The sequence below is a fragment of the Citrobacter amalonaticus genome, from assembly GCF_002918555.1.
GTDB classification, from domain to species: domain Bacteria; phylum Pseudomonadota; class Gammaproteobacteria; order Enterobacterales; family Enterobacteriaceae; genus Citrobacter_C; species Citrobacter_C amalonaticus_A.
On the sequence record NZ_PQMB01000003.1, the window covers coordinates 436,086 to 461,693 of the forward strand.

Annotated in this window: 25 protein-coding genes and 1 tRNA gene; 9 read left to right on the forward strand and 17 right to left on the reverse strand. The window is 53.3% G+C overall.

Annotation, left to right across the window (positions count from 1 at the left end; translation table 11 throughout):
• Window positions 1-422: 422 nt before the first annotated feature.
• From C3432_RS14655 to C3432_RS14670, 4 genes are all read right to left on the reverse strand, one after another.
• Window positions 423-1,601, reverse strand: coding sequence for a tyrosine-type recombinase/integrase (locus C3432_RS14655; protein WP_103777327.1), 1,179 nt, complete (start codon window positions 1,599-1,601; stop codon window positions 423-425).
• 164 nt (window positions 1,602-1,765) lie between these two features.
• Window positions 1,766-1,839: transfer RNA gene (locus C3432_RS14660), tRNA-Gly, on the reverse strand.
• A 79-nt stretch (window positions 1,840-1,918) separates the two neighbouring features.
• Window positions 1,919-2,671 (reverse strand): amidase activator ActS, encoded by a 753-nt coding sequence (actS, locus tag C3432_RS14665; RefSeq protein WP_103777328.1) that lies wholly within the window; start codon window positions 2,669-2,671, stop codon window positions 1,919-1,921.
• A gap of 60 nt (window positions 2,672-2,731) precedes the next feature.
• Window positions 2,732-3,625, reverse strand: coding sequence for a LysR family transcriptional regulator (locus C3432_RS14670; RefSeq protein WP_103777329.1), 894 nt, complete (start codon window positions 3,623-3,625; stop codon window positions 2,732-2,734).
• Between the two features lie 209 nt (window positions 3,626-3,834).
• On the opposite strand from C3432_RS14670, the gene C3432_RS14675 reads away from it, so the two are divergent.
• The 4 genes from C3432_RS14675 to idi are packed head-to-tail and all read left to right on the forward strand — an operon-like array spanning window position 3,835 to window position 7,233.
• Window positions 3,835-5,316, forward strand: coding sequence for a UbiD family decarboxylase (locus tag C3432_RS14675; protein ID WP_103777330.1), 1,482 nt, complete (start codon window positions 3,835-3,837; stop codon window positions 5,314-5,316).
• Window positions 5,317-5,327: 11 nt separating this feature from the next.
• Entirely contained in the window at window positions 5,328-5,906 is a 579-nt protein-coding gene (locus tag C3432_RS14680) for a UbiX family flavin prenyltransferase (RefSeq protein WP_103777331.1), read from the forward strand.
• 14 nt (window positions 5,907-5,920) lie between these two features.
• Window positions 5,921-6,637 carry a DUF554 domain-containing protein gene (locus tag C3432_RS14685; protein ID WP_103777332.1) on the forward strand — a complete coding sequence of 239 codons (717 nt, stop codon included), beginning with the start codon at window positions 5,921-5,923 and terminating at the stop codon, window positions 6,635-6,637.
• 50 nt (window positions 6,638-6,687) lie between these two features.
• On the forward strand, window positions 6,688-7,233 hold the full coding sequence (gene idi / locus C3432_RS14690; protein WP_103777333.1) for an isopentenyl-diphosphate Delta-isomerase: 546 nt from the start codon (window positions 6,688-6,690) through the stop codon (window positions 7,231-7,233).
• An 88-nt stretch (window positions 7,234-7,321) separates the two neighbouring features.
• Here idi and lysS read toward each other — a convergent pair whose 3' ends face one another.
• The 5 genes from lysS to xerD all read right to left on the reverse strand — a co-directional run bounded on the left by lysS (window position 7,322) and on the right by xerD (window position 13,537).
• Window positions 7,322-8,839: a lysine--tRNA ligase gene (lysS, locus tag C3432_RS14695; RefSeq protein WP_103777334.1), complete on the reverse strand. Its 1,518-nt coding sequence runs from the start codon at window positions 8,837-8,839 to the stop codon at window positions 7,322-7,324.
• 9 nt (window positions 8,840-8,848) lie between these two features.
• A protein-coding gene (gene prfB, locus C3432_RS14700; protein ID WP_103777335.1) for a peptide chain release factor 2 occupies window positions 8,849-9,947 on the reverse strand; the annotation gives its coding sequence in 2 pieces (ribosomal slippage) (window positions 8,849-9,871 and window positions 9,873-9,947; 1,098 coding nt in all).
• Between the two features lie 217 nt (window positions 9,948-10,164).
• Window positions 10,165-11,898, reverse strand: a complete 1,734-nt coding sequence (gene recJ, locus C3432_RS14705) for a single-stranded-DNA-specific exonuclease RecJ (protein ID WP_103777336.1) — start codon at window positions 11,896-11,898, stop codon at window positions 10,165-10,167.
• Between the two features lie 5 nt (window positions 11,899-11,903).
• The gene (gene dsbC, locus C3432_RS14710) at window positions 11,904-12,617 is read right to left on the reverse strand and encodes a bifunctional protein-disulfide isomerase/oxidoreductase DsbC (RefSeq protein ID WP_103777337.1); all 714 of its coding nucleotides are present in this window, start codon (window positions 12,615-12,617) and stop codon (window positions 11,904-11,906) included.
• Window positions 12,618-12,640: 23 nt separating this feature from the next.
• The gene (gene xerD, locus C3432_RS14715) at window positions 12,641-13,537 is read right to left on the reverse strand and encodes a site-specific tyrosine recombinase XerD (RefSeq protein WP_103777338.1); all 897 of its coding nucleotides are present in this window, start codon (window positions 13,535-13,537) and stop codon (window positions 12,641-12,643) included.
• 103 nt (window positions 13,538-13,640) lie between these two features.
• On the opposite strand from xerD, the gene fldB reads away from it, so the two are divergent.
• On the forward strand, window positions 13,641-14,162 hold the full coding sequence (fldB, locus tag C3432_RS14720) for a flavodoxin FldB (protein ID WP_103777339.1): 522 nt from the start codon (window positions 13,641-13,643) through the stop codon (window positions 14,160-14,162).
• A 112-nt stretch (window positions 14,163-14,274) separates the two neighbouring features.
• Here fldB and C3432_RS14725 read toward each other — a convergent pair whose 3' ends face one another.
• Window positions 14,275-14,682, reverse strand: coding sequence for a protein YgfX (locus C3432_RS14725; protein ID WP_103777340.1), 408 nt, complete (start codon window positions 14,680-14,682; stop codon window positions 14,275-14,277).
• Complete coding sequence (sdhE, locus tag C3432_RS14730; RefSeq protein WP_103777341.1) at window positions 14,663-14,929, reverse strand: FAD assembly factor SdhE; 267 nt, start codon at window positions 14,927-14,929, stop codon at window positions 14,663-14,665. Before sdhE ends, C3432_RS14725 begins: the two co-directional genes overlap by 20 nt.
• A gap of 256 nt (window positions 14,930-15,185) precedes the next feature.
• On the opposite strand from sdhE, the gene ygfZ reads away from it, so the two are divergent.
• On the forward strand, window positions 15,186-16,169 hold the full coding sequence (gene ygfZ, locus C3432_RS14735; protein ID WP_103777342.1) for a tRNA-modifying protein YgfZ: 984 nt from the start codon (window positions 15,186-15,188) through the stop codon (window positions 16,167-16,169).
• 89 nt (window positions 16,170-16,258) lie between these two features.
• Here ygfZ and trhA read toward each other — a convergent pair whose 3' ends face one another.
• Window positions 16,259-16,918 (reverse strand): PAQR family membrane homeostasis protein TrhA, encoded by a 660-nt coding sequence (trhA, locus tag C3432_RS14740; RefSeq protein ID WP_103777343.1) that lies wholly within the window; start codon window positions 16,916-16,918, stop codon window positions 16,259-16,261.
• 162 nt (window positions 16,919-17,080) lie between these two features.
• Window positions 17,081-17,392, reverse strand: a complete 312-nt coding sequence (gene yqfB / locus C3432_RS14745) for a N(4)-acetylcytidine aminohydrolase (RefSeq protein ID WP_103777344.1) — start codon at window positions 17,390-17,392, stop codon at window positions 17,081-17,083.
• Window positions 17,393-17,444: 52 nt separating this feature from the next.
• Here yqfB and C3432_RS14750 point away from each other — a divergent pair, with 52 nt between their 5' ends.
• Entirely contained in the window at window positions 17,445-18,176 is a 732-nt protein-coding gene (locus tag C3432_RS14750) for a MurR/RpiR family transcriptional regulator (protein WP_103777873.1), read from the forward strand.
• 117 nt (window positions 18,177-18,293) lie between these two features.
• On the forward strand, window positions 18,294-19,727 hold the full coding sequence (gene bglA / locus C3432_RS14755) for a 6-phospho-beta-glucosidase BglA (protein ID WP_103777345.1): 1,434 nt from the start codon (window positions 18,294-18,296) through the stop codon (window positions 19,725-19,727).
• A gap of 94 nt (window positions 19,728-19,821) precedes the next feature.
• Here the strand turns inward: bglA and C3432_RS14760 are convergent, their stop codons facing one another.
• From C3432_RS14760 to gcvT, 4 genes are all read right to left on the reverse strand, one after another.
• Window positions 19,822-20,565: an SDR family oxidoreductase gene (locus C3432_RS14760; RefSeq protein ID WP_103777346.1), complete on the reverse strand. Its 744-nt coding sequence runs from the start codon at window positions 20,563-20,565 to the stop codon at window positions 19,822-19,824.
• Window positions 20,566-20,626: 61 nt separating this feature from the next.
• Complete coding sequence (gene gcvP, locus C3432_RS14765) at window positions 20,627-23,500, reverse strand: aminomethyl-transferring glycine dehydrogenase (protein ID WP_103777347.1); 2,874 nt, start codon at window positions 23,498-23,500, stop codon at window positions 20,627-20,629.
• A gap of 177 nt (window positions 23,501-23,677) precedes the next feature.
• Window positions 23,678-24,067, reverse strand: coding sequence for a glycine cleavage system protein GcvH (gcvH, locus tag C3432_RS14770; protein ID WP_103777348.1), 390 nt, complete (start codon window positions 24,065-24,067; stop codon window positions 23,678-23,680).
• Between the two features lie 25 nt (window positions 24,068-24,092).
• Window positions 24,093-25,187, reverse strand: coding sequence for a glycine cleavage system aminomethyltransferase GcvT (gcvT, locus tag C3432_RS14775; protein WP_103777349.1), 1,095 nt, complete (start codon window positions 25,185-25,187; stop codon window positions 24,093-24,095).
• Between the two features lie 315 nt (window positions 25,188-25,502).
• Here gcvT and C3432_RS28540 point away from each other — a divergent pair, with 315 nt between their 5' ends.
• Window positions 25,503-25,562: a hypothetical protein gene (locus C3432_RS28540; RefSeq protein ID WP_445432938.1), complete on the forward strand. Its 60-nt coding sequence runs from the start codon at window positions 25,503-25,505 to the stop codon at window positions 25,560-25,562.
• Window positions 25,563-25,608: the final 46 nt, after the last annotated feature.

Consider the following 25,608-nt stretch of genomic DNA (forward strand, 5'->3'; position numbering starts at 1 on the left):
CTTCCGTGACAACTGGTTTCTATCCCGCTTTGCGTAGCTGTTACAGACGATTACCCAATTCACTTACTGCTTGAACTGGCTTAATTTTCAGGAAAGCAACACTTTGACGGTCAATTTCGATACCCGTTTGGCTATAGTGCCTGAAAAAACCATTCATTCCTCCTACTATTCGAAGAAATCAGCGGTTCTGTAAGTATCCCAGCAAAAAGAACCATCAACTTTTAGAGAGTCTCTGGCACCCCAACTTCCGCTTCTGGCACTTAGCAGACAGTCAGACGCAAATGTAACGTTTCTGAAGTAAGCGTAAATGTAAATCAGTACAAAAAAATTACTGAGGTTGAACTCCTCCAAAACGGAGGAGCTAAGCTTTAGAATTCACGCCACCTACTAATAAATGGCTAATTTGACGATAGTCTCATAAGCTATGATTGATTTTTACTTGCTATAAAATCTGCATACCACTGCATCATATCCTTCCTCCCTTCTAGATACTGAGCATGGTTATAGGTCCCACGAATTGAGTTCTTATCGACGTGAGCCAGCTGTAACTCAATCCAGGCCGAATTGAAACCCTGCTCATGCAAAATGGTACTCATCGTATGGCGGAATCCATGCCCTGTAACGCACCCGGCATAGCCGATACGCCTGACCAACACAGTCAATGCCATGTCACTCATCGGTTTCTTAGGATTATTACGCCCTGGGAACAGCAACGCTCCTGCACCTGTCATGGGTTTAAGCTGGTTAAGTAGGTCAATTGCCTGGCTTGATAATGGGACCAGATGAGGGCGGCGCATTTTCATGCGTTCCGCTGGTACATTCCAAACCTTTTTCTCAAAATCAAACTCCTGCCACTCCGATTGCCTCAACTCCCCAGGCCTTACTCCCGTTAAAATAAGCAATTGCATCGCAATCTTAACAAGTACACTACCAGCATAGGTGTTGAGAGTCCGAAGAAAGTCAGGCAATTCATCCTGGGTTAAAAAAGCATAGTGCTCTTTCTCATGAGTAGTCACGGCGCTGGCTAGATCAGGTGCTGGATTGTACTCGGCCCTGCCAGTCACAACAGCATATTTCCAGACCTCTCCACAGCGCTGACGAACCTTACGGACCTTCTCAGTTGCCCCTCTTGCTTCTATCTTTGAAAGAACTGCAAGCAACTCCATCGGCTTGATATCTTTGATTGGCCGGTGACCGATATAAGGGAACACATCCTTTTCGAAGGTTCTCAGCATCTCTTCGCGGTAGGAGACAGACCAGCGGTCATAGCGACGCTGATACCACTCCCGCGTGATAGCCTCAAAAGAGTTTTCTGCGTCTTGTTGACGACTAAGTTTCTCAATTTTCCGTTCAAGAGAAGGATCGTTGCCAGCCGCTAATGTCCTTTTAGCATCCTCTCGCTTGCTTCTGGCTTCAGCTAAAGAAACATTGGGGTAAACGCCAATAGCGAGCAGTTTCTCTTTACCTAGTGAACGGTATTTGAGACGCCAGTATCTTTTGCCGTTGGGATTAACCAGCAGGTAAAGACCACCACCATCAGCCAGTTTGTAGGGCTTCTCTTTGGGTTTTGCAGTTTCAACCTGACGAGCTGTCAGCTTCATTGGGGGTACCTCTCAGCAGGGGGTACAATTATACCCCCATCCATACCCCCACATTGAGCTTGACCTTGGGGGGGTACAATTGAGTTCAATAGACTAATAGAATGCTATAACTGCTGATTTATCAAGGGAAAATTGAGTTGGATAGACTTCAGGAGACTTGAGTTTGGAGCGGGCGAAGGGAATCGAACCCTCGTATAGAGCTTGGGAAGCTCTCGTTCTACCATTGAACTACGCCCGCTTTGAAGTGCGTGAGGCATTATAAACTTTACGCTCTTGTTAGCAAGGGAGTAAAACACTGACTGGCGATTAATTCGCCGTTAGCATTTCGGTTTACTGCCCTGCGGCGGTAAATAACGCAGCGGATCGATCGCCGTTGCACGATAGCGGATCTGGAAGTGCAGACGCACGGAAGCCGCGTCAGTGCTACCCATCGTGGCGATCTTCTGACCCGCCTTCACGCTCTGACCATTATTTACCAGCATGGTGTCATTGTGTGCATAGGCGGTTATGTAATCCTCACTGTGTTTGATCATAATGAGGTTCCCGTAACCGCGCAGCTGGTTGCCGACGTAGACCACCTTCCCGGCTCCCGCGGCATATACTGGGGTGCCGCGCGCAGCAGAGATATCAATCCCTTTGTTGCCACCGTCTGCCGTAGAGTACGGCAGAATCACCTTACCGCTGGCAGGCCACAGCCAGCAACGTTGTCCCACCGGTGGCCAGGAAGATTGCGGCACGGAGGAGGATGGCCTGACCGCTGCCGTCTTCGTGGCGGATTTTTTACTGGTTTTAGCCGGGGCCGTTTTCGAACTGCCGCCAAGCTTCAGCTTCTGACCCACTTCTATCGTATAGGGAGGTGAAATGCCGTTCAGACGAGCCAGTTCTTTAACGCTGGTACCCGTGGTGCGCGAAATACGGTATAGCGTATCGCCCCGCTTCACGGTGTAAACGGAGCCGGAATACGTTCCCTGATCGGATGATTTATTGCCGGAACAGCCTGCCAGTAGCAGAGAAGCACACAGCAGCATCGCAATACTCAAACATTTCTTATTCAGGCGTCCTGCGCTCAAAACAGATCCTCGCTACATTTCAGACGCTTTATCATAGCAGCCCAAAGCCGGATGCCCAATCTATTGCGCCCGGAAAGGGTATCCGCGTGAAATAATCTCCATTATTTCGGGTAGCCAGGGCGTTGCGGGAAGCTTCACCAGCGCCGGATAAAAAATCTGTGGAGAGGGAAACACATCCACCACATAGCATTGCGATAGCTTATCCGGATCCACCTCTGATGAGGGAAGCAGCGTTGCGGCTTCAAGGCCCGACTCCAGCCACTCCAGAATAACGCCTGGCTGGGTGATGTGCATGATGACCTTCGGGTTTGCTCCCGCTTTACGAAACAAATCCATCAGCAGCTCATAGGTTCCTGAATCCTTTGCCCGGTGTAGCAGTACCAGAGGCAACGCCGCCAACGCGGTATAGTCATAAGTTTTTTGGGGGGGCGCTGGCAGACATTTTTTACTGATTACCGCCACCAGCTTAATCGGATCGAATGAGACATAATCGACCCCTTCGCTACGGTAAGGTCGCTGAATTAACGCCAGGTCAATCGCCCCTTCGTTTAATAACGTTTCAAGATAGCTGGAATCCATCACCGAGAGGTTAATTTCAGTACCGGGATGGCGTCGATATAGTTCAAGTAATAGCGGTTTAAAATACGACTGGTAAAGATGAGTTAAGCCGATACGGAGTTCTAATTTATTTTTTTGTGCAATATCCGTTGTTTCTCTTGCGGCATCCTCAACCTGGCGTAATATTTCACAGCCTTTACGGTAAAGGAAAAATCCCGCCTCTGTTGGCTCAATACGATTTCCCCGCCGCTCGAAAAGCGAAACCTGTAGCTCCTCTTCCAGCTCCTGAACTCGCTTGCTGAGCGGCGGTTGCGCCATATTCAGCGACTTTGCCGCCTTACTGACGGAGCCATGCTCAACCACCCGACAAAAATAACGTAAGCGCTTTAAGTCCATTATCATCCTCCCGATTCGCAGGGTATGAGTATCACAATCATGGCGGAAAATAAATGCACGTCATATACCACCATAATATTTCATCACTCATTAACAAATAAGCAAAATAAACTTTTTTGATCTACTCATCCCCTGCTAAACGGTATTTGTTTAAATGACACGAGAAAAATATCGTCTACAGCATCTTTTCTCTGTAAATGGAATTCGTTATGTCAGACACGAAAAATAACGTTCACGATCTCCGTTCAGCACTTGAATTGCTGAAAAGCCTTCCCGGTGAATATGTCGAAACCGATACCGAAGTGGATCCCCATGCGGAACTCTCCGGCGTTTACCGCTATGTGGGTGCAGGCGGCACCTGTCAACGCCCTACCCGTAAGAACGGCCCGGTGATGGTCTTCAACAAAATCAAGGGATTTCAGGACATCAGCGTGGCCATTGGCCTGAATGGATCTCGCCAGCGCGTCAGCCATTTCCTGCAATGTCCACCGGAAAAACTCGGTCATCTGCTGAAAGATTCCGTGGAGCACGCTGTCGCCCCAATCACCGTACAAGGTCAGGCGGTCTGCCAGGAAGTGGTACACCTGGCGAGTGATGCCGATTTCGACCTGCGTAAACTGCTACCTGCCCCCACCAACACAGAAGAGGACGCCGGTCCTTATATCACAATGGGGCTGTGCTACGCCTCAGATCCGGAAACCCGCGAATCCGACATCACCATCCACCGCCTGTGCGTACAGAGCCGGGATGAGCTCTCGATGTGGCTGACGCCAGGTCGTCACATCGACGCCTTCCGCATGAAGGCGGAAGCTGCCGGGCAACCGCTGCCTGTCTCTGTCAGCATCGGCGTGGATCCAGCAATTGAGATCGCAGCCTGCTTTGAGCCGCCGACCACCCCGCTGGGTTTCAATGAGCTGAGCATTGCAGGGGCGCTGCGCGGTAAGCCCGTTGAAATGGTGCAGTGTAAAACCATCAACGAAAAAGCCATTGCCCACGCAGAGATCGTCATCGAAGGTGAACTGCTGCCAAACGTGCGCGTGCGCGAAGACCAGAACACTCATACCGGCCGCGCCATGCCGGAATTTCCTGGCTATACCGGTGAAGCCAAAGAGGCGATTCCGGTCATCAAGGTTAAAGCCGTTACGCATCGCATAAACCCTGTCTGGCGCACGACCGTAGGACCTGGTGAAGAGCATGTGAATATGGCCGGCATTCCGACGGAAGCCAGTATTCTGGACATGGTGGAACGCGCGATGCCGGGCAAGTTATTGAACGTGTTCGCTCATTCCGCAGGCGGCGGCAAACTGCTGGCGGTATTGCAGTTTAAAAAATCCTCCCCGGCAGATGAAGGACGTCAGCGCCAGGCGGCACTATTGGCGTTCTCTGCCTTCCCTGAACTGAAGCACGTCATTCTTGTTGATGAAGATGTCGACATTTTCGACAGCGACGATGTGATGTGGGCCATGCAAACCCGCTACCAGGGCGACGTTGATACGGTATTTATCCCGGGCGTACGCTGCCATCCACTCGATCCGTCTCAGGTTCCGGAATACAGCCCGAGCATCCAGCAGCAGGGGATGTCCTGTAAGACCATTTTCGACTGCACGGTGCCGTTCCATCTGAAGCACAACTTCCAGCGTTCCAGATTCAAAGACGTGGACGTGAAGCGCTTCCTGCCCGATTTCGAGTAAAGGAGAAGGCCATGACAGCACGCATCATCGTTGGTATCAGCGGAGCGTCTGGATTTCAGTATGGCGTGAAAGCGCTGGAATTGCTTCGCCCTCTTCCCGTTGAGGTTCATCTGGTCGTCTCAAAAGGGGCGGAAAAAACCTGTGAGCTGGAGACAGACTACCGGCTGGAGGACGTGATGGCGCTGGCTGATGTGGTTCATCCGATCGGAAATCTTGGGGCTGGCATCTCCAGCGGCTCGTTCAAAACGCTGGGGATGCTGGTCGCTCCCTGCTCAATGCGCTCGTTGGGCGCCATCGCCCACAGCCTCACTGACAACCTGCTGACCCGGGCTGCGGACGTCGTACTGAAAGAGCGCCGCCGTCTGGTGCTACTGGCGCGCGAAACGCCGTTAAGCCTCGGTCATATTCGTAACATGCAGGCCGTGACAGAGATGGGGGGAATTATCTTCCCGCCGGTTCCGGCGCTTTACCAACGTCCGCAAACGGCGGATGACATCATCACCCACAGTGTGAATCGTGCGCTCGATCTGTTTGATCTTGAGGTCAACAATATCCCTCGTTGGGGGGAAGGCGAGCTACGCTTTAATTAACAGGAAATGATTCAATGTTAATCGGCCCATATGTAAATGGTTCCGCCGTCATTATTGGTGGATTAATCGGCGCAATGGCGGGCAGCAAACTCCCTGAGCGCGTTAAAACAGCGCTACCGATGACCTTCGGTCTGTGCTCCGTAGGTCTTGGCATTACGCTGGTTTTAAAAGTGAAATACATGCCCGCCGTGGTGCTGGCGATGGTGATCGGCGCAATTATTGGCGAACTGTTGTATCTCGAAAAAGGCATCGGTAAAGCCGCGGGTTCCACACGCGGTTTGATCAACAAAGTTCTGCCCCCGGTCAACGGACTCGGCCACGAGGAGTTCACGGAAAAGTTTGTCGCCATTCTGGTACTGTTTTGTGCCAGCGGAACGGGTATTTTCGGGGCGATGACCGAAGGCATGAGCGGCGACCCGTCAATTCTGTACATCAAGACCATTCTGGATCTGTTTACCGCCGGGATCTTCGCAACGCTGCTCGGCTATGCGGTGATAACAATCGCCATTCCACAGATCATTATTCAGGTGGCGCTGGCCATGCTGGCGATCTTCATTCTGCCATTGACCACCCCGGAAATGATGGCGGACTTCTCCTGCGCGGGTGGCTTGCTGATGGTCGCGACCGGCTTGCGTATCTGTAACATCAAGTTCTTCCCGGTCGCGAACATGTTGCCAGGACTTGTTTTGGTAATGCCTTTCTCCCATTTATGGGCTACGCTGGTTGCCTGAGTATACGACCCGGCCAGACCGCCGGGTCAGTTTTGATTTCAGGAGTTGTCATGACCGGGGAACACGTCATTTTACTGGACGCTCAGGATAAACCATCCGGAACGCTGGAAAAGTATGCTGCACATACTCGCCATACCCCGTTACACCTCGCTTTTTCCTGTTGGTTATTCAACGCCCGCGGCCAGTTTCTGGTCACCCGCCGCTCTCTGGCGAAAAAAGCGTGGCCCGGCGTGTGGACCAACTCGGTTTGCGGTCATCCGCAGCAGGGAGAAAGCACCGAAGAGGCCATCATCCGCCGTTGCCGCTATGAGCTGGGCGTCGAAATTACCAGCCTGACCCCCGTCTATCCTGAATTTCGCTATCGCACCGCCGATCCAAACGGGATTGTCGAAAATGAAGTTTGCCCGGTTTATGCCGCACGGGTGACAAGCGAACTACAGGCAAATAGCGCTGAGGTGATGGATTACCAGTGGAGCAATCTTGAGGATGTATTAGGTGGAATTCGCGCGACGCCGTGGGCCTTCAGCCCGTGGATGGTGATGCAGGCTTCTGATGATAAAGCGCGCCAGTTACTGCGAGAATATTGCCGGGGCTAATTGATGCCGGATGGCAACGCGAAAGCGTCTTATCCGGCCTACGGGGTGCATGATTCGTAGGCCGGATAAGGTTCCGGCATTTCACATCTTATTTTACCGGACGCATCGCCGGGAACAGGATCACGTCACGGATGGTGTGGCTGTTGGTGAACAGCATAACCATACGGTCAATACCAATACCCAGACCCGCAGTCGGCGGCAGGCCGTGCTCCAGTGCGGTCACATAGTCTTCGTCGTAGAACATCGCTTCGTCGTCACCGGCTTCTTTGGCATTAACCTGATCCTGGAAACGCTGCGCCTGATCTTCTGCATCGTTCAGCTCGCTAAAGCCGTTACCGATTTCACGACCACCGATAAAGAATTCAAAGCGGTCAGTAATTTCCGGGTTCACATCGTTACGACGTGCCAATGGAGAGACTTCTGCCGGATATTCGGTGATGAAGGTCGGCTGAATCAGGTGCGCTTCCGCCACTTCTTCGAAGATTTCGGTCACAACGCGGCCCAGACCCCAGCTCTTCTCAACCTTGATACCGATAGATTCGGCAATCGCTTTCGCTGAGTCGAAGTTATCCAGGGAGGCCATATCCGTTTCCGGACGATATTTCTTGATCGCCTCGCGCATGGTCAGTTTTTCGAACGGCTTGCCGAAGTCGAACACTTCATCACCATAAGGCACTTCCGTTTTACCCAGCACGTTCTGCGCCAGGGTACGGAACAGCGATTCGGTCAGCTCGATCAGATCTTTGTAGTCCGCATATGCCATATAGAGTTCCATCATGGTGAACTCAGGGTTATGACGAACAGAGATACCTTCGTTACGGAAGTTACGGTTGATTTCGAACACGCGCTCGAAGCCGCCAACCACCAGACGTTTCAGGTACAGTTCCGGCGCGATACGCAGGTACATGTCCAGATCCAGCGCGTTGTGATGGGTGATAAACGGACGGGCTGCCGCGCCGCCAGGAATCACCTGCATCATCGGGGTTTCGACTTCCATAAAGCCGCGGCCCACCATGAACTGACGAATACCGGCCAGAATCTGTGAACGCACTTTAAAGGTGTTGCGGGATTCATCGTTGGAGATGAGATCCAGGTAGCGCTGGCGATAGCGTGCTTCCTGATCCTGCAGACCGTGAAATTTATCCGGTAGCGGACGAAGCGCTTTGGTCAGCAGACGCAGTTCGGTGCAATGGATAGACAGTTCACCGGTTTTGGTCTTGAACAGCTTGCCTTTCGCGCCGAGAATATCGCCCAGATCCCATTTTTTGAACTGTTCGTTGTAGACGCCTTCCGGCAGATCGTCGCGGGCAACATATAGCTGAATACGGCCGCCAACGTCCTGCAACGTCACGAAAGAGGCTTTTCCCATAATACGACGGGTCATCATACGGCCCGCAACGGACACTTCGATGTTCAGCGCTTCCAGTTCTTCGTTCTCTTTCGCGTCGAAGTCAGCGTGCAGTTGGTCTGAGGTGTGATCGCGACGGAAATCGTTCGGGAAGGCAATCCCCTGCTCGCGCAGGCCTGCCAGCTTCTCACGGCGCGTTTTCAGTTCATTGTTAAGATCGACTACCGCGTCAGCGCCCTGTGCGTGTTGTTCAGACATGTTGGTTCCTCATAACCCTGCTTTCAAACTTGCTTCGATAAATTGATCCAGGCTGCCGTCCAGCACCGCCTGCGTGTTGCGGGTTTCAACCCCGGTACGCAAGTCTTTAATGCGGGAGTCATCAAGGACGTAAGAACGAATCTGGCTACCCCAGCCGATGTCGGATTTAGTATCTTCCATCGCCTGCTTCTCGGCATTCTTCTTCTGCATCTCCAGTTCATAAAGCTTCGCTTTCATCTGCTTCATGGCCTGGTCTTTGTTCTTGTGCTGGGAACGGTCGTTCTGGCACTGCGTCACAATCCCGGTCGGGATGTGAGTGATACGTACCGCAGATTCGGTACGGTTAACGTGCTGACCACCCGCGCCGGATGCGCGGTATACGTCGATGCGCAGGTCTGCCGGGTTGATTTCGATATCAATATCATCGTCAACTTCCGGGTAGACAAACGCAGAGCTGAACGAGGTATGACGACGACCGCCGGAATCGAACGGACTCTTACGCACCAGGCGGTGAACACCGGTTTCCGTACGTAGCCAGCCGTAGGCGTATTCACCCGAGATCTTGATGGTAACGGATTTAATTCCCGCCACTTCGCCTTCAGACTCTTCAATAATCTCCGTTTTAAAGCCGCGCGCTTCTGCCCAACGCAGATACATACGCTCCAGCATACTGGCCCAGTCCTGCGCTTCAGTACCGCCGGAACCCGCCTGGATATCAAGATAACAATCCGCGCTGTCGTACTCGCCGGAGAACATACGACGAAATTCCAGCTGCGCCAGTTTTTCTTCCAGCGTATCGAGTTCAGCTACGGCTTCGTTAAAGGTTTCTTCGTCGTCGGCTTCAACAGCCAGTTCCAGCAGCCCGGAAACATCTTCCAGACCCTGAGTCATTTGGTCGAGGGTGTCGACAATCGCTTCAAGCGAGGAACGCTCTTTACCCAGCGCCTGCGCGCGTTCGGGTTCGTTCCACACATCCGGCTGTTCCAGCTCGGCGTTTACTTCTTCCAGACGCTCTTTCTTGGCATCGTAGTCAAAGATACCCCCTAAGAACGTCAGAGCGTTCCGTGAGGTCCTGAATGCGGTTATTTACCGGGTTAATTTCAAACATGGTCTGATTTCTTTTATTGGACGAGTCAAAATGCGGTTATAAGGGCGGGATTGTAACCAATCCACGCACTTTTTTATAGCGAATATACACATCATCCTTCAAGCTGCCTCTTTGTTGGCTGCGCGATTTCGCCCCGGTCACGTACTACTCGTACGCTCCCGGGGACTCATCCACTTGCCGCCTCGATGCAGCTTGAATTATTTTGTGTAAGGTGACGCTAAAGTGGCCAGATATTATCGATAATAATTTGTAAACTGCGGTTGCCGCGAAACTCGTTAATATCCAGCTTGTATGCCAGCTCTACTTCACGCACACCGTTGTCGGGCCAAAAGGCGGTATCGACGTTAAATGCGATACCGTCAAGCAATGGTCCGCCGCCAACAGGCTCGACCATCACCTTCAGATGTCGTTCGCCCACCAGCCGCTGTTGCAACAGGCGAAACCGTCCATCAAACAACGGTTCCGGAAACATTTGCCCCCAGGGTCCGGCATCGCGCAGCAGTTGCGCCACTTCCATCGTCATCTCCGCGGCGCAGAGAGGCCCGTCGGAAACCACCTCACCCTGCAACAGCGCCGGATCGAGCCACTCGGTCACCAGTTCGCCAAAACGCTGCTGGAACAGCTCAAACTTTGCTTCTTCCAGCGATAGTCCTGCCGCCATCGCATGGCCGCCAAACTTCAGCATCAGCCCCGGATGCAGTGTATCCAGGCGCTCCAGCGCGTCGCGCATGTGTAGTCCCTGAATGGAACGACCGGAACCTTTCAGCGTGCCGTCACCAGCGGGAGCGAAGGCGATCACCGGGCGGTGGAAACGCTCTTTAATACGCGAGGCCAGAATCCCGACCACCCCCTGATGCCACTCCGGATGGTACATCGCCAGACCACCGGGCAGCGTTTCACGGCTACGCTCAAGCTTCTCGCACAGGATCAGCGCTTCGGCCTGCATCCCTTGCTCAATCTCTTTACGCGTCTGGTTCAGCGCATCCAGCTCGTTCGCCAGTACGCGTGCTTCACCAATGTTATCGCACAGCAGGAGCGCCACGCCGACGGACATGTCATCCAGGCGGCCTGCGGCATTCAGACGCGGGCCAAGCGCAAATCCCAAATCACTGGCCGCCAGCTTTTGCGGTTCGCGGTTAGACACTTCAAGCAGCGCCTTAATACCGGGGCGGCACTTCCCGGCGCGAATACGGCTCAGCCCCTGCCACGTCAGAATACGGTTATTGGTATCCAGCGGCACCACGTCCGCCACCGTGCCCAATGCCACAAGATCGAGCAGATCCGCCAGATTCGGCGGCGCAATACCCCGCTCGTCAAACCAGCCTTTATCACGCAGGAAGGTACGTAACGCCAGCATCAGGTAGAACGCCACGCCAACGCCTGCCAGCGACTTCGACGGAAAGTCGCAGTCATGCAGGTTCGGGTTAATGATGGCTTCAGCCTCTGGCAACGTCTCGCCCGGCAGGTGGTGATCGGTCACGACCACCGGGATATCCAGCGCTCTGGCATGCTCTACACCGGCATGCGAAGAGATGCCGTTATCCACCGTCACAATGAGTTGCGCGCCGCGGGCATGAGCCTGATCGACCACTTCCGGACTCAGGCCATAGCCATCTTCAAAACGGTTTGGCACCAGATAGCTGATGTTATCGCAGCCCAGCGAGCGCATCCCGAGTACGCTCAGCGCCGTACTGGTCGCCCCGTCCGCATCAAAATCGCCAACGACAATAATGCGAGTTCCCTCGCGAAAGGCGTTATAGAGGATCTCAACGGCTTTTTCGACGCCGCTAAGCTGCTGCCACGGCAACATGCCTTTGACGCTGCGTTCCAGGTCCTGCGCGCTGCGCACACCGCGACTGGCGTACAAACGGCGCAGCAGCGGCGGCAGGTCGGCGGGCAAATCGGCCGTCTCGTCGGCTTCACGCCGACGAAGTTGTATCTGCTGTTTCACGCGAATTATTTACCGCTGGTCTGTTTCTGATGTTCGTCAAGGAACGCTTTCATCTCTTTTGGCCCCTGGTAACCCGGCACCACATAACCATTGCTCAGCACAATCGCTGGCGTGCCGCTCACGCCAAACTGCACGCCCAGCGCGTAGTGCCTGGCGATATCGATATCACAGGATGCCGGCTGCACGCCTTTGCCTGCCATCGCCTCATCAAACGCTTTATTTTTATCCTTCGCACACCAGATGGACTTCATGTCCTGCTCTGCCTGGCTGTTCAGCCCCTGACGCGGGAAAGCCAGATAACGCACGGTGATCCCCAGCGCGTTGTAGTCTTTCATCTCTTCATGCAGCTTATGGCAATAGCCACAGGTGATGTCGGTAAAGATGGTGATGACGTGTTTTTCCTGCGGCGCTTTGTAGACGATCATCTCTTTTTCCAGCGTATTCAGATGAGTCATCAGCAGTTGGTTCGTGATGTTCACCGGATGCGCGCCGCTCACGTCGTACATCGGTCCCTGGATAATATGTTTGCCATCTTCAGCAACGTACAGCACGCCGCTATTGGTCAGCACCGTTTTCATCCCTGCGACAGGTGCAGGTTGGATTTCCGTGATCTGGACACCCAGTTTCGCCAGCGACTGGCGAATCGTGGCGTCGTCCGCGTGCGCTATTGTGGAAAATGCAGCGGCCAGCAGGGTGAACATCATAAAACTCTTTTTCATAACCTATCCTTTCCGGTCAGCACTCACGCTCGCGGGTGATGCTGTTGATGAAGTTGACGCAAGCGCTCGGTCGCGACATGTGTATAAATTTGGGTTGTGGAGAGGTCGCTGTGTCCAAGCAACATCTGTACCACACGTAAATCCGCGCCATGATTAAGTAAATGCGTGGCGAAAGCGTGACGCAACACGTGCGGCGACAGCTTTTCGCTGTCGATCCCCGCCAGCACAGCATAGTGTTTAATGCGGTGCCAAAAGGTCTGACGCGTCATCTGTTGCGCACGCTGGCTGGGAAACAAAACGTCAATCGACACGCCGTTGAGCAGCCACGGACGCCCGTGTTCCAGATACGTCTCCAGCCAGTACACCGCCTCTTCTCCCAACGGCACCAGACGCTCTTTATTGCCTTTACCAATGACCCGCACCACGCCCTGACGCAGGCTAATATCGCTCATTGTCAGCCCCACCAGTTCAGAGACGCGCAGTCCGGTGGCGTACAGCACTTCCAGCATCGCTTTATCGCGCAGCTCAAGCGGTTGTTCAATTAGCGGAGCCTGGAGCAGTCGCTCAACCTGCGCCTCGCTTAAATCTTTTGGCAAACGCTGCGGAAGCTTAGGTGAAGCCAGCTGCGAGCTGGGGTCATCCGGACGAAGTTTTTCACGATACAGATGCTGAAAGAAACGTCGCGCCGCACTCAACAAGCGTGCCGAGCTGGTAGCTTTATACCCGCCGTCCATCCGCTCCGCCAATAGCGCTTGCAAATCGCTGCTCTGCACCGTCTCAAGCGTCTTTCCCCGATGGTGCAGCCATTCAACCACCATCGACAGATCGCGACGATACGCGCTTAGCGTATTCTCCGCCAGATTACGCTCCAGCCAAAGCGCATCGAGAAACTGTTCGATTCGCGCAAGATCCTTATCCACCTCTGGCCCCTCTGCGTGTTAAATCAACGCCATTATGCCTGAATTCGACGCCTTTCTGGTACACTAGCCGCATCGTCATCGCAAGAATCGAGAGCAGTACGTCATGAATATCGGCCTATTTTATGGTTCCAGCACCTGCTACACCGAAATGGCAGCGGAAAAAATTCGCGACATCATCGGCCCGGAATTGATCACATTACACAACCTCAAAGACGACTCTCCGACTTTAATGGAGCAGTACGATGTGCTCATTTTAGGTATTCCTACCTGGGATTTCGGTGAAATCCAGGAAGACTGGGAGGCCGTCTGGGATCAACTGGACGCTCTCAATCTTGAAGGTAAAATTGTCGCACTTTACGGCATGGGCGATCAGTCAGGTTACGGCGAGTGGTTCCTGGATGCGCTGGGCATGCTGCATGATAAACTCGCGACAAAAGGCGTCAAATTCGTTGGCTACTGGCCAACTGAAGGCTACGAGTTCACCAGCCCCAAACCCGTCATTGCAGAAGGACAACTATTCGTTGGCCTCGCGCTCGATGAAACAAACCAGTATGACCTCAGCGATGAACGCATTCAGACATGGTGCGAGCAAATTCTCGGTGAGATGGCAGAGCACTATTCCTGATAGATCCTGACAGCCGATCTGACGGATGGCGACGTGAACGCTTTATCGGGCCTGTGTGGCGCACCGAACCGTAAGCCGGATAAAGCGTAGCGCCATCAGGCATTTGTCGGCGTTACCCCTGCGCTCCCTGTTGCAGCATTAACCGCCGTAAATCTCGCCATTCGGCATCATCCATACTGTCCGCGGCCAGCCACAGATGCTGACGCTTACCGGTATCTGAACGCAAACGCAGCATCATGCCCGTTTTAATCGCCCAGGGCGCGCTTATGATGGTCCACTCCTGCCCCTGCCAGCGCAGACGTCCGTCCATCAGGAGCCTTATCTCCCCCTGTCTGGTATTAATGCGCCGCTGACTGCGCACGCAGTCAAAAACCACCAGCGACAGCAGCACCATCCATAATGGGGTGTAGCTCAACGGCCAGGGCATTAATAAAATAATCGCGGCCACCAGCCCGTGAATGAGCAGAGAAAGCCACTGCGCGCGCCAGGAGACGCGTAAATCAGATTGCCACAGGACCACGTTCCCGATTCCGTGTCTGGATGAGTCGCACCATCTGCTCCAGTTGAGCATCTGCCGGTTTACCATGGTTCATCAACCAGTTGAATAAATCCGGGTCATCGCACTCCAGCAGGCGGATAAAAATGTGTTTTTCTTCATCGCTCAGCGTGTCGTACTCATGTTCGAAAAACGGCATGATAGAGATATCAAGCTCCCGCATACCGCGACGACATGCCCAATGAATACGTGCTTTGTTGTTAATATCCATCTTCTTCTTCCTGTCTCTCGAAACGAAGTACCTGGCTATTGTAACGTGTTTTTCATGTTCCATTGCGGGAATCTCAGCAACCGGAAGCGCGATCGCTAAATAAAACCACACTAAGTCAAAGAGTTCATCGATTTTGGATGTCGCCCCGCAAAGCGTAAGATAAGGCACAAATGAGCCTCTGAAAGAGCTTGCAATGGGCAATAGCTCTTTTACCATTAGTCATTATCACTGCGTTAAGCAAATCAGGACATTTACTATGGCTTTTACCTCTTTTCCTCCCCGTCAGCCTTCAGCGTCTGCGCGTTTGCCTCTGACGCTGATGACGCTGGATGACTGGGCGCTGGCGACCATCACCGGCGCGGATAGCGAGAAGTACATTCAGGGCCAGGTCACTGCCGACGTCAGCCAGCTGACCGATCATCAGCACGTGCTGGCCGCCCATTGTGATGCCAAAGGCAAAATGTGGAGCAACCTGCGGCTGTTTCGTCAGGAGGATGGTTTTGCGTGGATTGAACGTCGCAGCCTGCGCGACGCTCAACTCTCCGAGCTGAAAAAATACGCCGTCTTCTCGAAGGTGGCGATTGCCCCTGACGATGAGCGCGTCCTGCTGGGCATCGCCGGATTCCAGGCACGGGCAGCGCTGGCAAATCTCTTCAGCGAACTGCCGGACAGCGAAAAGCAGGCCGTTACCGAAGGCGTATCAACAATCCTGTGGTTCGAACACCCGGCGGAACGCTTCCTGCTGGTCACCGACGTTGCAATGGCAGAGAACATCGCTGAAAAACTGCGTGGCGAAGCGGAGTTGAATAACAGCCAGCAGTGGCTGGCACTGGATATCGAAGCGGGTATCCCGATCATTGATGCCGCCAATAGCGGGCAGTTTATTCCTCAGGCGACCAACCTACAGGCACTGGGCGGTATCAGTTTCAGGAAAGGCTGCTATACCGGTCAGGAGATGGTAGCTCGCGCGAAATTCCGCGGTGCCAACAAACGTGCGCTGTGGTATCTGGCAGGTACAGCCAGCCGGGTGCCGGAAGCGGGTGAAGATCTCGAACTGCAAATGGGCGAAAACTGGCGTCGTACCGGTACCGTGCTGGCTGCGGCTCAACGGGAGGATGGTCAACTTCTGGTGCAGGTCGTCATGAATAACGATATGGAAGCGGACAGCGTATTCCGCGTGCGCGACGATGCCAACACATTGCACATCGAACCGCTGCCATATTCGCTGGAAGAGTCATAAAATTACGCCTGATGGCACGATGCTTATCAGGCCTGCAAGTATTTCCCGTAGGCCGGATAAGGTGTTAGCCGCCATCCGGCAGCAGTGTGTCAGACCGGACCAACGTACAGATAGATCGCCAGAAAGTGGCAAACACTGCCACCCAGCACAAACCCATGCCAGATAGCATGGTTGTAGGGGATGCGTTTGCAGACATAGAAAATCACGCCCAGCGAATAGATCACGCCGCCAACCGCCAGTAACGTTACGCCTCCGGCAGCCAGTTTGATCGCCAGCTCATAGACGACTATGAGCGACAGCCAGCCCATAGTCAGGTAAGTCACCAGCGACAAAATTTTAAACCGATGCGCGATAGTCAGTTTGAATAAAATCCCGAGCAGCGCCAGGCTCCAGATAACAATCATCAGCCCACGCGCCAGCGGCGAATCCAGCCCCACCAGCAGAAATGGCGTATAGGTCCCGGCAATCAGCAGGTAAATCGCACAGTGATCGAACTTTTTCAGCCAGATCTTAGCGCGCTGATGCGGGATCGCGTGATACAGGGTGGAGGCGAGAAACAGCAAGATCATGCTACCGCCATACAGGCTGTAGCTGGTGATAGCGGTAGCACTGGCGTTCATATCAACCGCCTGAACCAGTAGCAGTACCAGTCCGACAATACCAAATACCAACCCAACGCCGTGGCTGATGCTGTTAGCGATTTCCTCTGACAGCGAATATCCCTGTGCGATTAATGGCTTCTGGACCATAGCTTACTCCGGAGAAACGAACACGCGCGTGATTGCACCTCTAGCGTAACTGAGAATGGTTCCAGTGAACACCTGTTAGCTAAAATAAACATCACATTAAGATTAATCATTACAAATCATAATGTTGTATATTGATTTTCAACTAACAGGTGTTTCGTTAAATCAAAGGCATTTAAAATCAATCACATAGAATTGTGTTTGATCAGGGTAGATATCAGCGATCACGCGCCTGAGTTCTTCCAGGGTCATATTTTCCTGTTGCGCATGTTTTTCCGTCAGCGTATCGAGCGTGACGGTAGAAGTACCCAGCACCTCGATTGTGCAGAAGTAACCGTTATCTTCAAAACGCCCAACCCGCAGAACATCGCCAGCGTTGAAGTGCGATTCGGATTCATCACGAATAGTGATAGTTTTACGTCCGGCCAGAATGTCGTCCTGGAAACGCTGAAAAAAAGTGATGTCGTTCGGCTGCATGTTATTATTCCCTGAAGATGAAGTCTGATGAGTGAGTTTTGCCATTGTGAGTATGTTCTCCCACGCCGCCATCGCCAGTCTCAACAATATTGAGATGTTGGTCTACAACTATGTCATCAAAAACCGTGACAAAGTCATGTACATGACTATCCGTGAACTGGCCGATGCCGTGGGCGTATCCACCACCACCGTGCTGCGCTTTTGCCGCAAGCTTAAGTGTGAGGGTTACTCTGAATTCCGCGTGCGCTTTAAATTATATTTAGAGCAGAATGAACAGCAACAGGCGAATTTTGGCGCCAGCGAAATTATCAGTTTTTTTAAAGGTGTAAATAACGACGAATTTGATAAATTACTCGATCAGGCGGTAGAGATTATTTTATCTTCTGAGCGAATTATCTTTGTCGGTGCAGGCACCTCTGGTGCCCTGGCGAAATATGGGGCGCGTTTTTTTTCAAACGTGGGTAAATTCAGTAATCATATTGACGATCCTTATTTTCCCGTCACTAATGATATGGCCAGAAACGCGCTGGCGATTGTGCTCTCCGTCTCCGGGGAAACTGAAGAGATCCTGCGCTTTGCCAGCCAGTTCAGCCTGCACAAGTGTAAAGTACTCTCCGTCACCAGCCATGAACACTCACGCCTGGCGAAACTGGCTGATTTTAATCTCTCCTGGCATGTGCCGCAAACGCGTATTGCCGGGGTCTACGATATCACAACGCAAATTCCTGTAATCTATATTCTGGAATCGCTAGGTCGTAAGCTGGCGAAGAAATTAACGGAATAAAACACCCTGTTTTTTCGTTGTAACAAATCACAATAGCGTTATTTTGTTATATCGTGACATTTATTTTTCCTTTGTTAGACTCAAAATCAGATTGTATTAATTTGAGACTGAACACTAATGAAAAAACTCACCTTACCGAAAGATTTTTTATGGGGCGGCGCGGTTGCCGCACACCAGGTTGAAGGCGGCTGGAACCAGGGCGGTAAAGGGCCAAGCATTTGTGATGTCCTGACCGGCGGCGCGCACGGCGTACCGCGTGAAATCACCCGGCAAGTGGAACCGGGGAAATACTACCCAAACCACGAAGCGGTCGACTTTTATGGTCACTACAAAGAAGACATCAGGCTGTTTGCCGAGATGGGTTTTAAATGTTTTCGAACCTCCATTGCCTGGACCCGCATTTTCCCGCAGGGTGATGAAGCACAGCCAAATGAAGAAGGGCTGAAATTCTACGACGATATGTTCGATGAGTTGCTCAAGTACAACATTGAGCCGGTTATCACCCTCTCCCACTTCGAAATGCCGCTGCATCTGGTACAGCAGTATGGCGGCTGGACCAACCGTAAAGTGGTCGATTTCTTTGTGCGTTTCGCCGAAGTAGTGTTCGAACGCTACAAGCACAAGGTCAAGTACTGGATGACCTTCAACGAAATCAACAACCAGCGTAACTGGCGCGCGCCGCTGTTCGGCTACTGCTGTTCTGGCGTGGTGTATACCGAACATGAAAACCCGGAAGAGACCATGTACCAGGTGCTGCATCACCAGTTTGTCGCCAGCGCGCTGGCGGTAAAAGTGGCTCGTCGCATCAACCCGGAGATGAAGGTGGGTTGCATGCTGGCAATGGTGGCGCTGTATCCATTCTCATGTAAGCCGGAAGATGTCATGTTCGCTCAGGAATCCATGCGTGAACGCTATGTTTTCACCGACGTACAGCTGCGCGGTTACTACCCGTCTTATGTTCTCAACGAGTGGGAGCGTCGCGGCTTTAACATCAAAATGGAAGCGGGCGACGAGGCAATTCTGCGCGAAGGCACCTGTGATTATCTCGGCTTCAGCTACTACATGACCAATGCGGTAAAAGCCGAAGGTGGCAGCGGCGACGCTATCTCCGGTTTTGAAGGCAGCGTGCCAAACCCGCACGTGAAGGCTTCCGACTGGGGCTGGCAGATTGATCCGGTGGGCCTGCGCTATTCTCTGTGCGAGCTGTATGAGCGCTATCAGAAGCCGTTGTTTATCGTTGAAAACGGATTTGGCGCTTACGACAAAGTAGAAGAAGACGGCAGCATCAACGACGACTATCGCATCGACTACCTGCGTGCGCACGTGGAAGAGATGATGAAAGCGGTAACCTATGACGGCGTGGATCTGATGGGCTACACGCCGTGGGGCTGCATCGACTGCGTTTCCTTTACCACAGGTCAGTACAGCAAGCGCTATGGCTTTATCTATGTGAACAAGCATGACGACGGCACCGGCGATATGTCCCGCTCGCGCAAGAAAAGTTTTGACTGGTATAAAGCGGTGATTGCCAGTAACGGCGAGAATCTGTAATTTTTTGCCGGATGGCGCTGTGCTTATCCAGTTTACGGGAACGGAATCTGTAGACCAGATCAGACATTTACGCCGCCATCCGGCAAGCAACGCATTACTTCCCTCCGGCCAGCTCCAAAAAACTGCCCGTGACGTAAGACGCCTTCTCACTCAGCAGCCAGGTAATCGCCTGCGCGACCTCTTCTGGTTGTCCGCCGCGCTGCATAGGTAACATGGATTTCACGCGTTCGACCCTTCCCGGCTCGCCGCCTGACGCATGCATTTCAGTGTAGATAAGACCGGGTCGCACGCAGTTCACGCGTATCCCCTGTGCCGCAACCTCAAGTGCGAGGCCTGTGGTGAGCGTGTCCACCGCACCTTTTGAGGCTGCGTAATCAACATATTCGAACGGGGCGCCAAGCCGTGACGCCGCCGAAGAGACATTCACAATCGCCCCGCCCTGACCACCGTGCTTAAACGACATGCGTTTTATCGCTTCCCGACAGCACAGAAAATAGCCGGTAACATTAGTCGCCAGGACGGAATTAATGCGCTCAGCGGTTAGGCTTTCCACCGTGCTCTGTTCAAACAAAATCCCGGCATTGTTCACCAGCGCAGTCAGCGGCTCGCCTTCACGGTCAATGGACTCAAACATCGCCCCGACCTGGCTTTCATCGCTGATATCTGCCCGCAGAGCAAACGCCTTTCCCCCCGCAGCGGCGATATTGTTCACCACCTCCGTTGCCGCACGAATATTGTGATGAAAATTAACGGCGACCGTGTAACCCTCTTGCGCTAACTGCAGCGCGGTTGCCCGACCAATGCCGCGACTGCCCCCCGTAACCAGTGCTATAGCCATCACTATTCACCCCAAAAATAAAGGCGCCGAAGCGCCTTTAAAACATAGTCGAATCAGCCGATTACTGATATTCGCTCATCGGCACGCAGGAGCAGAACAGATTGCGGTCACCGTAAACGTCATCCAGACGCTTCACGGTCGGCCAGTATTTGTTTGCCACCCCTGCCGGGAAGACGGCGATTTCGCGGCTGTAACCGTGATTCCACTCGGCCACCAGCTCGTTCTGGGTATGCGGTGCGTTAACCAGTGGGTTATCGGTAAGCGGCCACTCGCCGGATTTCACGCGGTCGATTTCCGCACGAATTTCCAGCATCGCATTGATAAAGCGATCCAGCTCCGCTTTGCCTTCAGATTCCGTCGGTTCAACCATTAATGTACCCGCCACCGGGAACGACATTGTCGGTGCGTGGAAACCGTAGTCGATCAGACGTTTGGCTATATCCAGTTCGCTGATGCCGGTCTCTTCTTTCAACGGGCGAATGTCGAGAATACATTCGTGCGCCACACGACCATCACGGCCGGTATACAGCACCGGATAGGCATCCTTCAGACGGCTGGCGATGTAGTTAGCATTAAGAATCGCTACCTGGCTTGCCTGCTTCAGTCCTTCTGCCCCCATCATGCGGATATACATCCAGCTAATGGGCAGAATCGACGCGCTGCCGAACGGTGCCGCAGACACCGCCCCCTGACGGGTCAGCATCCCTTCAATGTGTACCACGCTGTGGCCCGGAACAAACGGCGCCAGATGCGACTTCACGCCTATCGGTCCCATCCCCGGACCGCCACCGCCGTGCGGAATACAGAAAGTTTTATGCAGGTTGAGGTGCGAAACATCCGCGCCGATGAAGCCCGGTGTGGTGATGCCCACCTGAGCGTTCATGTTCGCGCCATCAAGATAAACCTGCCCACCAGAGTGATGCACGATCTCGCACACTTCACGAATGGTTTCTTCATACACGCCGTGGGTGGACGGGTAGGTCACCATAATGCAGGAGAGGTTATCGGCATGTTGCTCTGCTTTGGCACGCAGATCCGCCAGGTCGATGTTGCCATTCTTATCGCAGGCAACGACGACGACCTGCATCCCTGCCATGTGGGCAGATGCCGGGTTAGTGCCGTGCGCAGACGCCGGGATCAGACAGATGTCGCGATGCCCTTCGTTGCGGCTTTCGTGATAATGACGAATCGCCAGCAGACCGGCGTATTCCCCCTGCGCACCGGAGTTCGGCTGCATACATACCGCGTCGTAACCGGTGAGTTTTACCAGCCACTCTGAAAGCTGACCAATCATCTGATGGTAGCCTTCAGCCTGTTCCGGTGGGCAGAACGGATGCAGTTCCGCAAATTCAGGCCAGGTGATGGGGATCATCTCGGCCGCCGCGTTCAGCTTCATGGTGCAGGAACCCAGCGGGATCATAGCCTGATTCAGCGCCAGATCTTTACGCTCCAGAGAGTGCATATAGCGCATCATCTCCGTTTCACTGTGATAACGGTTGAACACCGGATGGGTCAGAATGGCGTCATCACGCATCATGCTTTCCTGAACAGACCGGCTGTCGTGGGCCACCTCTTTATCCAGCACATCAATGTTCAGGCCGTGGCTGTCACCCAGTAGTACGGTGAACAGTTGCAGCACATTGTCACGTGTGGTGGTTTCATCAAGCGTGATGCCCACCGCGTTATGAATGTCGCTGCGCAAGTTGATTTCTGCCGCTTCCGCACGCGCCAGCACGGCGGCTTTATCCGCCACTTCCACACACAGGGTGTCGAAGTAGTGCGCATGACGCAGCTTCAGCCCTTTCTGTTGCAACCCCGCCGCCAGAATGTCAGTCAGGCGATGAATACGGCCAGCAATACGCCTGAGTCCTGCCGGACCATGGTAAACAGCGTACAGGCTGGCGATGTTAGCCAGCAGCACCTGCGAGGTACAAATATTGGAATTCGCTTTCTCACGGCGGATATGCTGCTCACGCGTCTGCATCGCCATGCGCAGTGCGGTATTGCCCGCCGCATCTTTCGATACGCCGATAATACGCCCCGGCATGGAGCGTTTGAATTCATCTTTCGCGGCAAAGAATGCCGCGTGCGGGCCGCCGTAACCCATCGGTACGCCGAAGCGTTGCGCAGAGCCGAATACGATGTCCGCGCCCTGTTTGCCCGGTGCAGTCAGCAGCACCAGCGCCATAAAATCAGCAGCCACGCTCACAATCACTTTGCGTGACTTCAGTTCGCCAATCAGCGCGCTGTAGTCGTGGACTTCACCCGTCGTGCCAACCTGCTGCAACAGCACGCCGAACACATCCTGATGATCCAATACTTTTGCCGCGTCATCGACAATGACGTCAAAGCCAAAGGTTTCGGCGCGGGTGCGTACCACATCCAGCGTTTGCGGATGCACGTCCGCGGCGACAAAAAAGCGGTTGGCGTTTTTCAGTTTGCTGACGCGTTTGGCCATCGCCATCGCTTCGGCAGCGGCGGTGGCTTCATCCAGCAGAGAAGCGGAAGCCATATCCAGACCGGTCAGATCCAGCGTCACCTGCTGGAAGTTCAGCAGCGCTTCCAGACGCCCCTGTGAAACCTCCGGCTGATACGGCGTGTACGCGGTGTACCAACCCGGGTTCTCCAGCATGTTGCGCAGGATCACCGGCGGTAGCTGCACGGCGGTGTAGCCCATGCCAATGTACGACGTGAAGCGCTTGTTCCGCCCGGCGATGGCTTTTAATTCTGCCAGCGCGACATATTCTGTCGCCGCTTCCCCTACCTGAGGAGGGGTCGCAAGCTGAATATCTTTCGGCACAATCTGGCCGATTAGCGCATTTAGCGACCCGGCACCAACCGCATTCAGCATCTCTTGCTGCTGCGAGGCGTCCGGTCCGATATGGCGTTCTATGAAAGCGCCACTGTTTTCAAGCTGGCTTAACGTCTGAGTCATGGGCGATGGTTCCTGAAACGTGCAGTGAATCGTGATTGGCTCTGTTTACTGAATACGGGAAATAATTCGCGTTGCAGGCAGGCGGCAGGTAAGTGAATCCCCATGAAAGTACATAAGTACGTGACCGGGGTGAACGAGCGCAGCCAACCACCTGCAACGTGAAGAATTGAAGCGTATTTATTCGTCTTCTAACAATGCTTCGTATGCGGTCGCATCCAGCAAAGATTCGATTTCGCTTTCGTCGCTGGCTTTGATTTTAAAGATCCAGCCTGCGGCATACGGATCGCTGTTCACCAGTTCCGGAGAATCGCTCAGCGCGTCATTCACCGCGACAATCTCACCGCTTACCGGCGCGTAAATGTCAGAAGCCGCTTTTACGGATTCCGCAACCGCGCAATCGTCACCCGCACTGACGGTGGTGCCTGCTTCCGGCAGGTCAACGAAAACCATATCGCCCAACAGTTCCTGAGCGTGTTCAGTAATACCAACGGTGTAAGAGCCGTCAGCCTCTTTGCGCAGCCATTCGTGTTCTTTGCTGTATTTCAGTTCTGCTGGTACGTTGCTCATCAGTCAATCTCCAAAAAAGGATGAATCACGCGACGGCTTTGCCGTTACGCACAAAAACAGGTTTCGTTACTTTTACCGGCATTTCACGGTTACGGATTTGTACAATGGCAGTCTCGCCAATGCCTGCCGGAACACGCGCCAGCGCAATGCTGTAACCCAGCGTGGGAGAGAAAGTGCCGCTGGTGATAACGCCTTCCTGAGGGTTGCCCTGCTCATCGGTGAAGCGGACAGGCAGTTCATTACGCAGCACGCCTTTTTCTGTCATCACCAGACCAACCAGCTGTTCGTGGCCTTTTTCGCGCTGTGATTCCAGCGCTTCACGACCAATAAAGTCACGGTCAGTCGGCTCCCAGGCGATAGTCCAGCCCATGTTGGCCGCCAGCGGAGAGATCCCCTCATCCATCTCCTGCCCATACAGGTTCATGCCCGCCTCCAGACGCAGCGTATCGCGCGCGCCAAGGCCGCATGGCTTCACGCCCGCCTCCACGAGGGCACGCCAGAAATCCGCTGCCTTCTCATTCGGCATCGCGATTTCATAGCCGGCTTCGCCGGTATAGCCGGTCGTGGCAATAAACAGGTCCCCCGCCTGAACGCCGAAGAACGGCTTCATGCCTTCTGCCGCCTGGCGCTGCTCGTCAGTAAACAATGTGGCTGCTTTTGCCTGCGCGTTTGGACCCTGTACCGCAATCAGTGACAGATCATCACGAACGGTAATGTCGATGGCATACGGTTCAGCATGTTGGGTAATCCAGGAGAGGTCTTTTTCGCGGGTGGCGGAGTTGACAACGAGGCGGAAGAAGTCTTCAGTGAAGTAATAGACAATCAGGTCATCTATCACACCGCCCGAGGCATTGAGCATGCCGGAGTAGAGGGCTTTGCCGGTCTTCGTTAGCTTTGCCACGTCGTTAGCCAGCAGATAACGCAAGAACTCCCGGGTACGGCTGCCATGCAGATCGACGATGGTCATATGCGACACATCAAACATACCAGCATCGGTGCGGACTGCGTGGTGCTCATCAAGTTGAGAACCGTAGTGCAGCGGCATCATCCAGCCGTGGAAATCGACTATGCGCGCGCCACATAGCGTGTGTTGTTCGTATAAAGGAGTCTGTTGAGCCATCTTGTCCTCATTGAATAAGCGGGGCTTACAACCATTTCATGATGAAAATGCACCACGAAACCCGGCGTCGACGCCACTCCAGGGCCCCGACGCAAACGTTCTCTTTGCGTCTGAACTTACCACTGAAACAGACGCTAAACCATAAGGCAAAATTAACCATCACATTAGCTTATGACCAAAACCAACAAAAAACGCATCAGCATAAAAAACCAGACAGCCGCGAGATATTCCAGATTAAATACATACCAATTCGCGATTAATCAGCAACAAACCATATTAAACGCTAAAAAAATGTCAAAAATGGCGTAGTGAAAAATTCATAACATTAGAAAATATAATGCGAAAAGAGTGGTGAAATTAGTTTATTTCAAATGAGGAAAGCCCCCCGGCGCGAAGGCCGGGAGTGAAAAATGTGATGGGT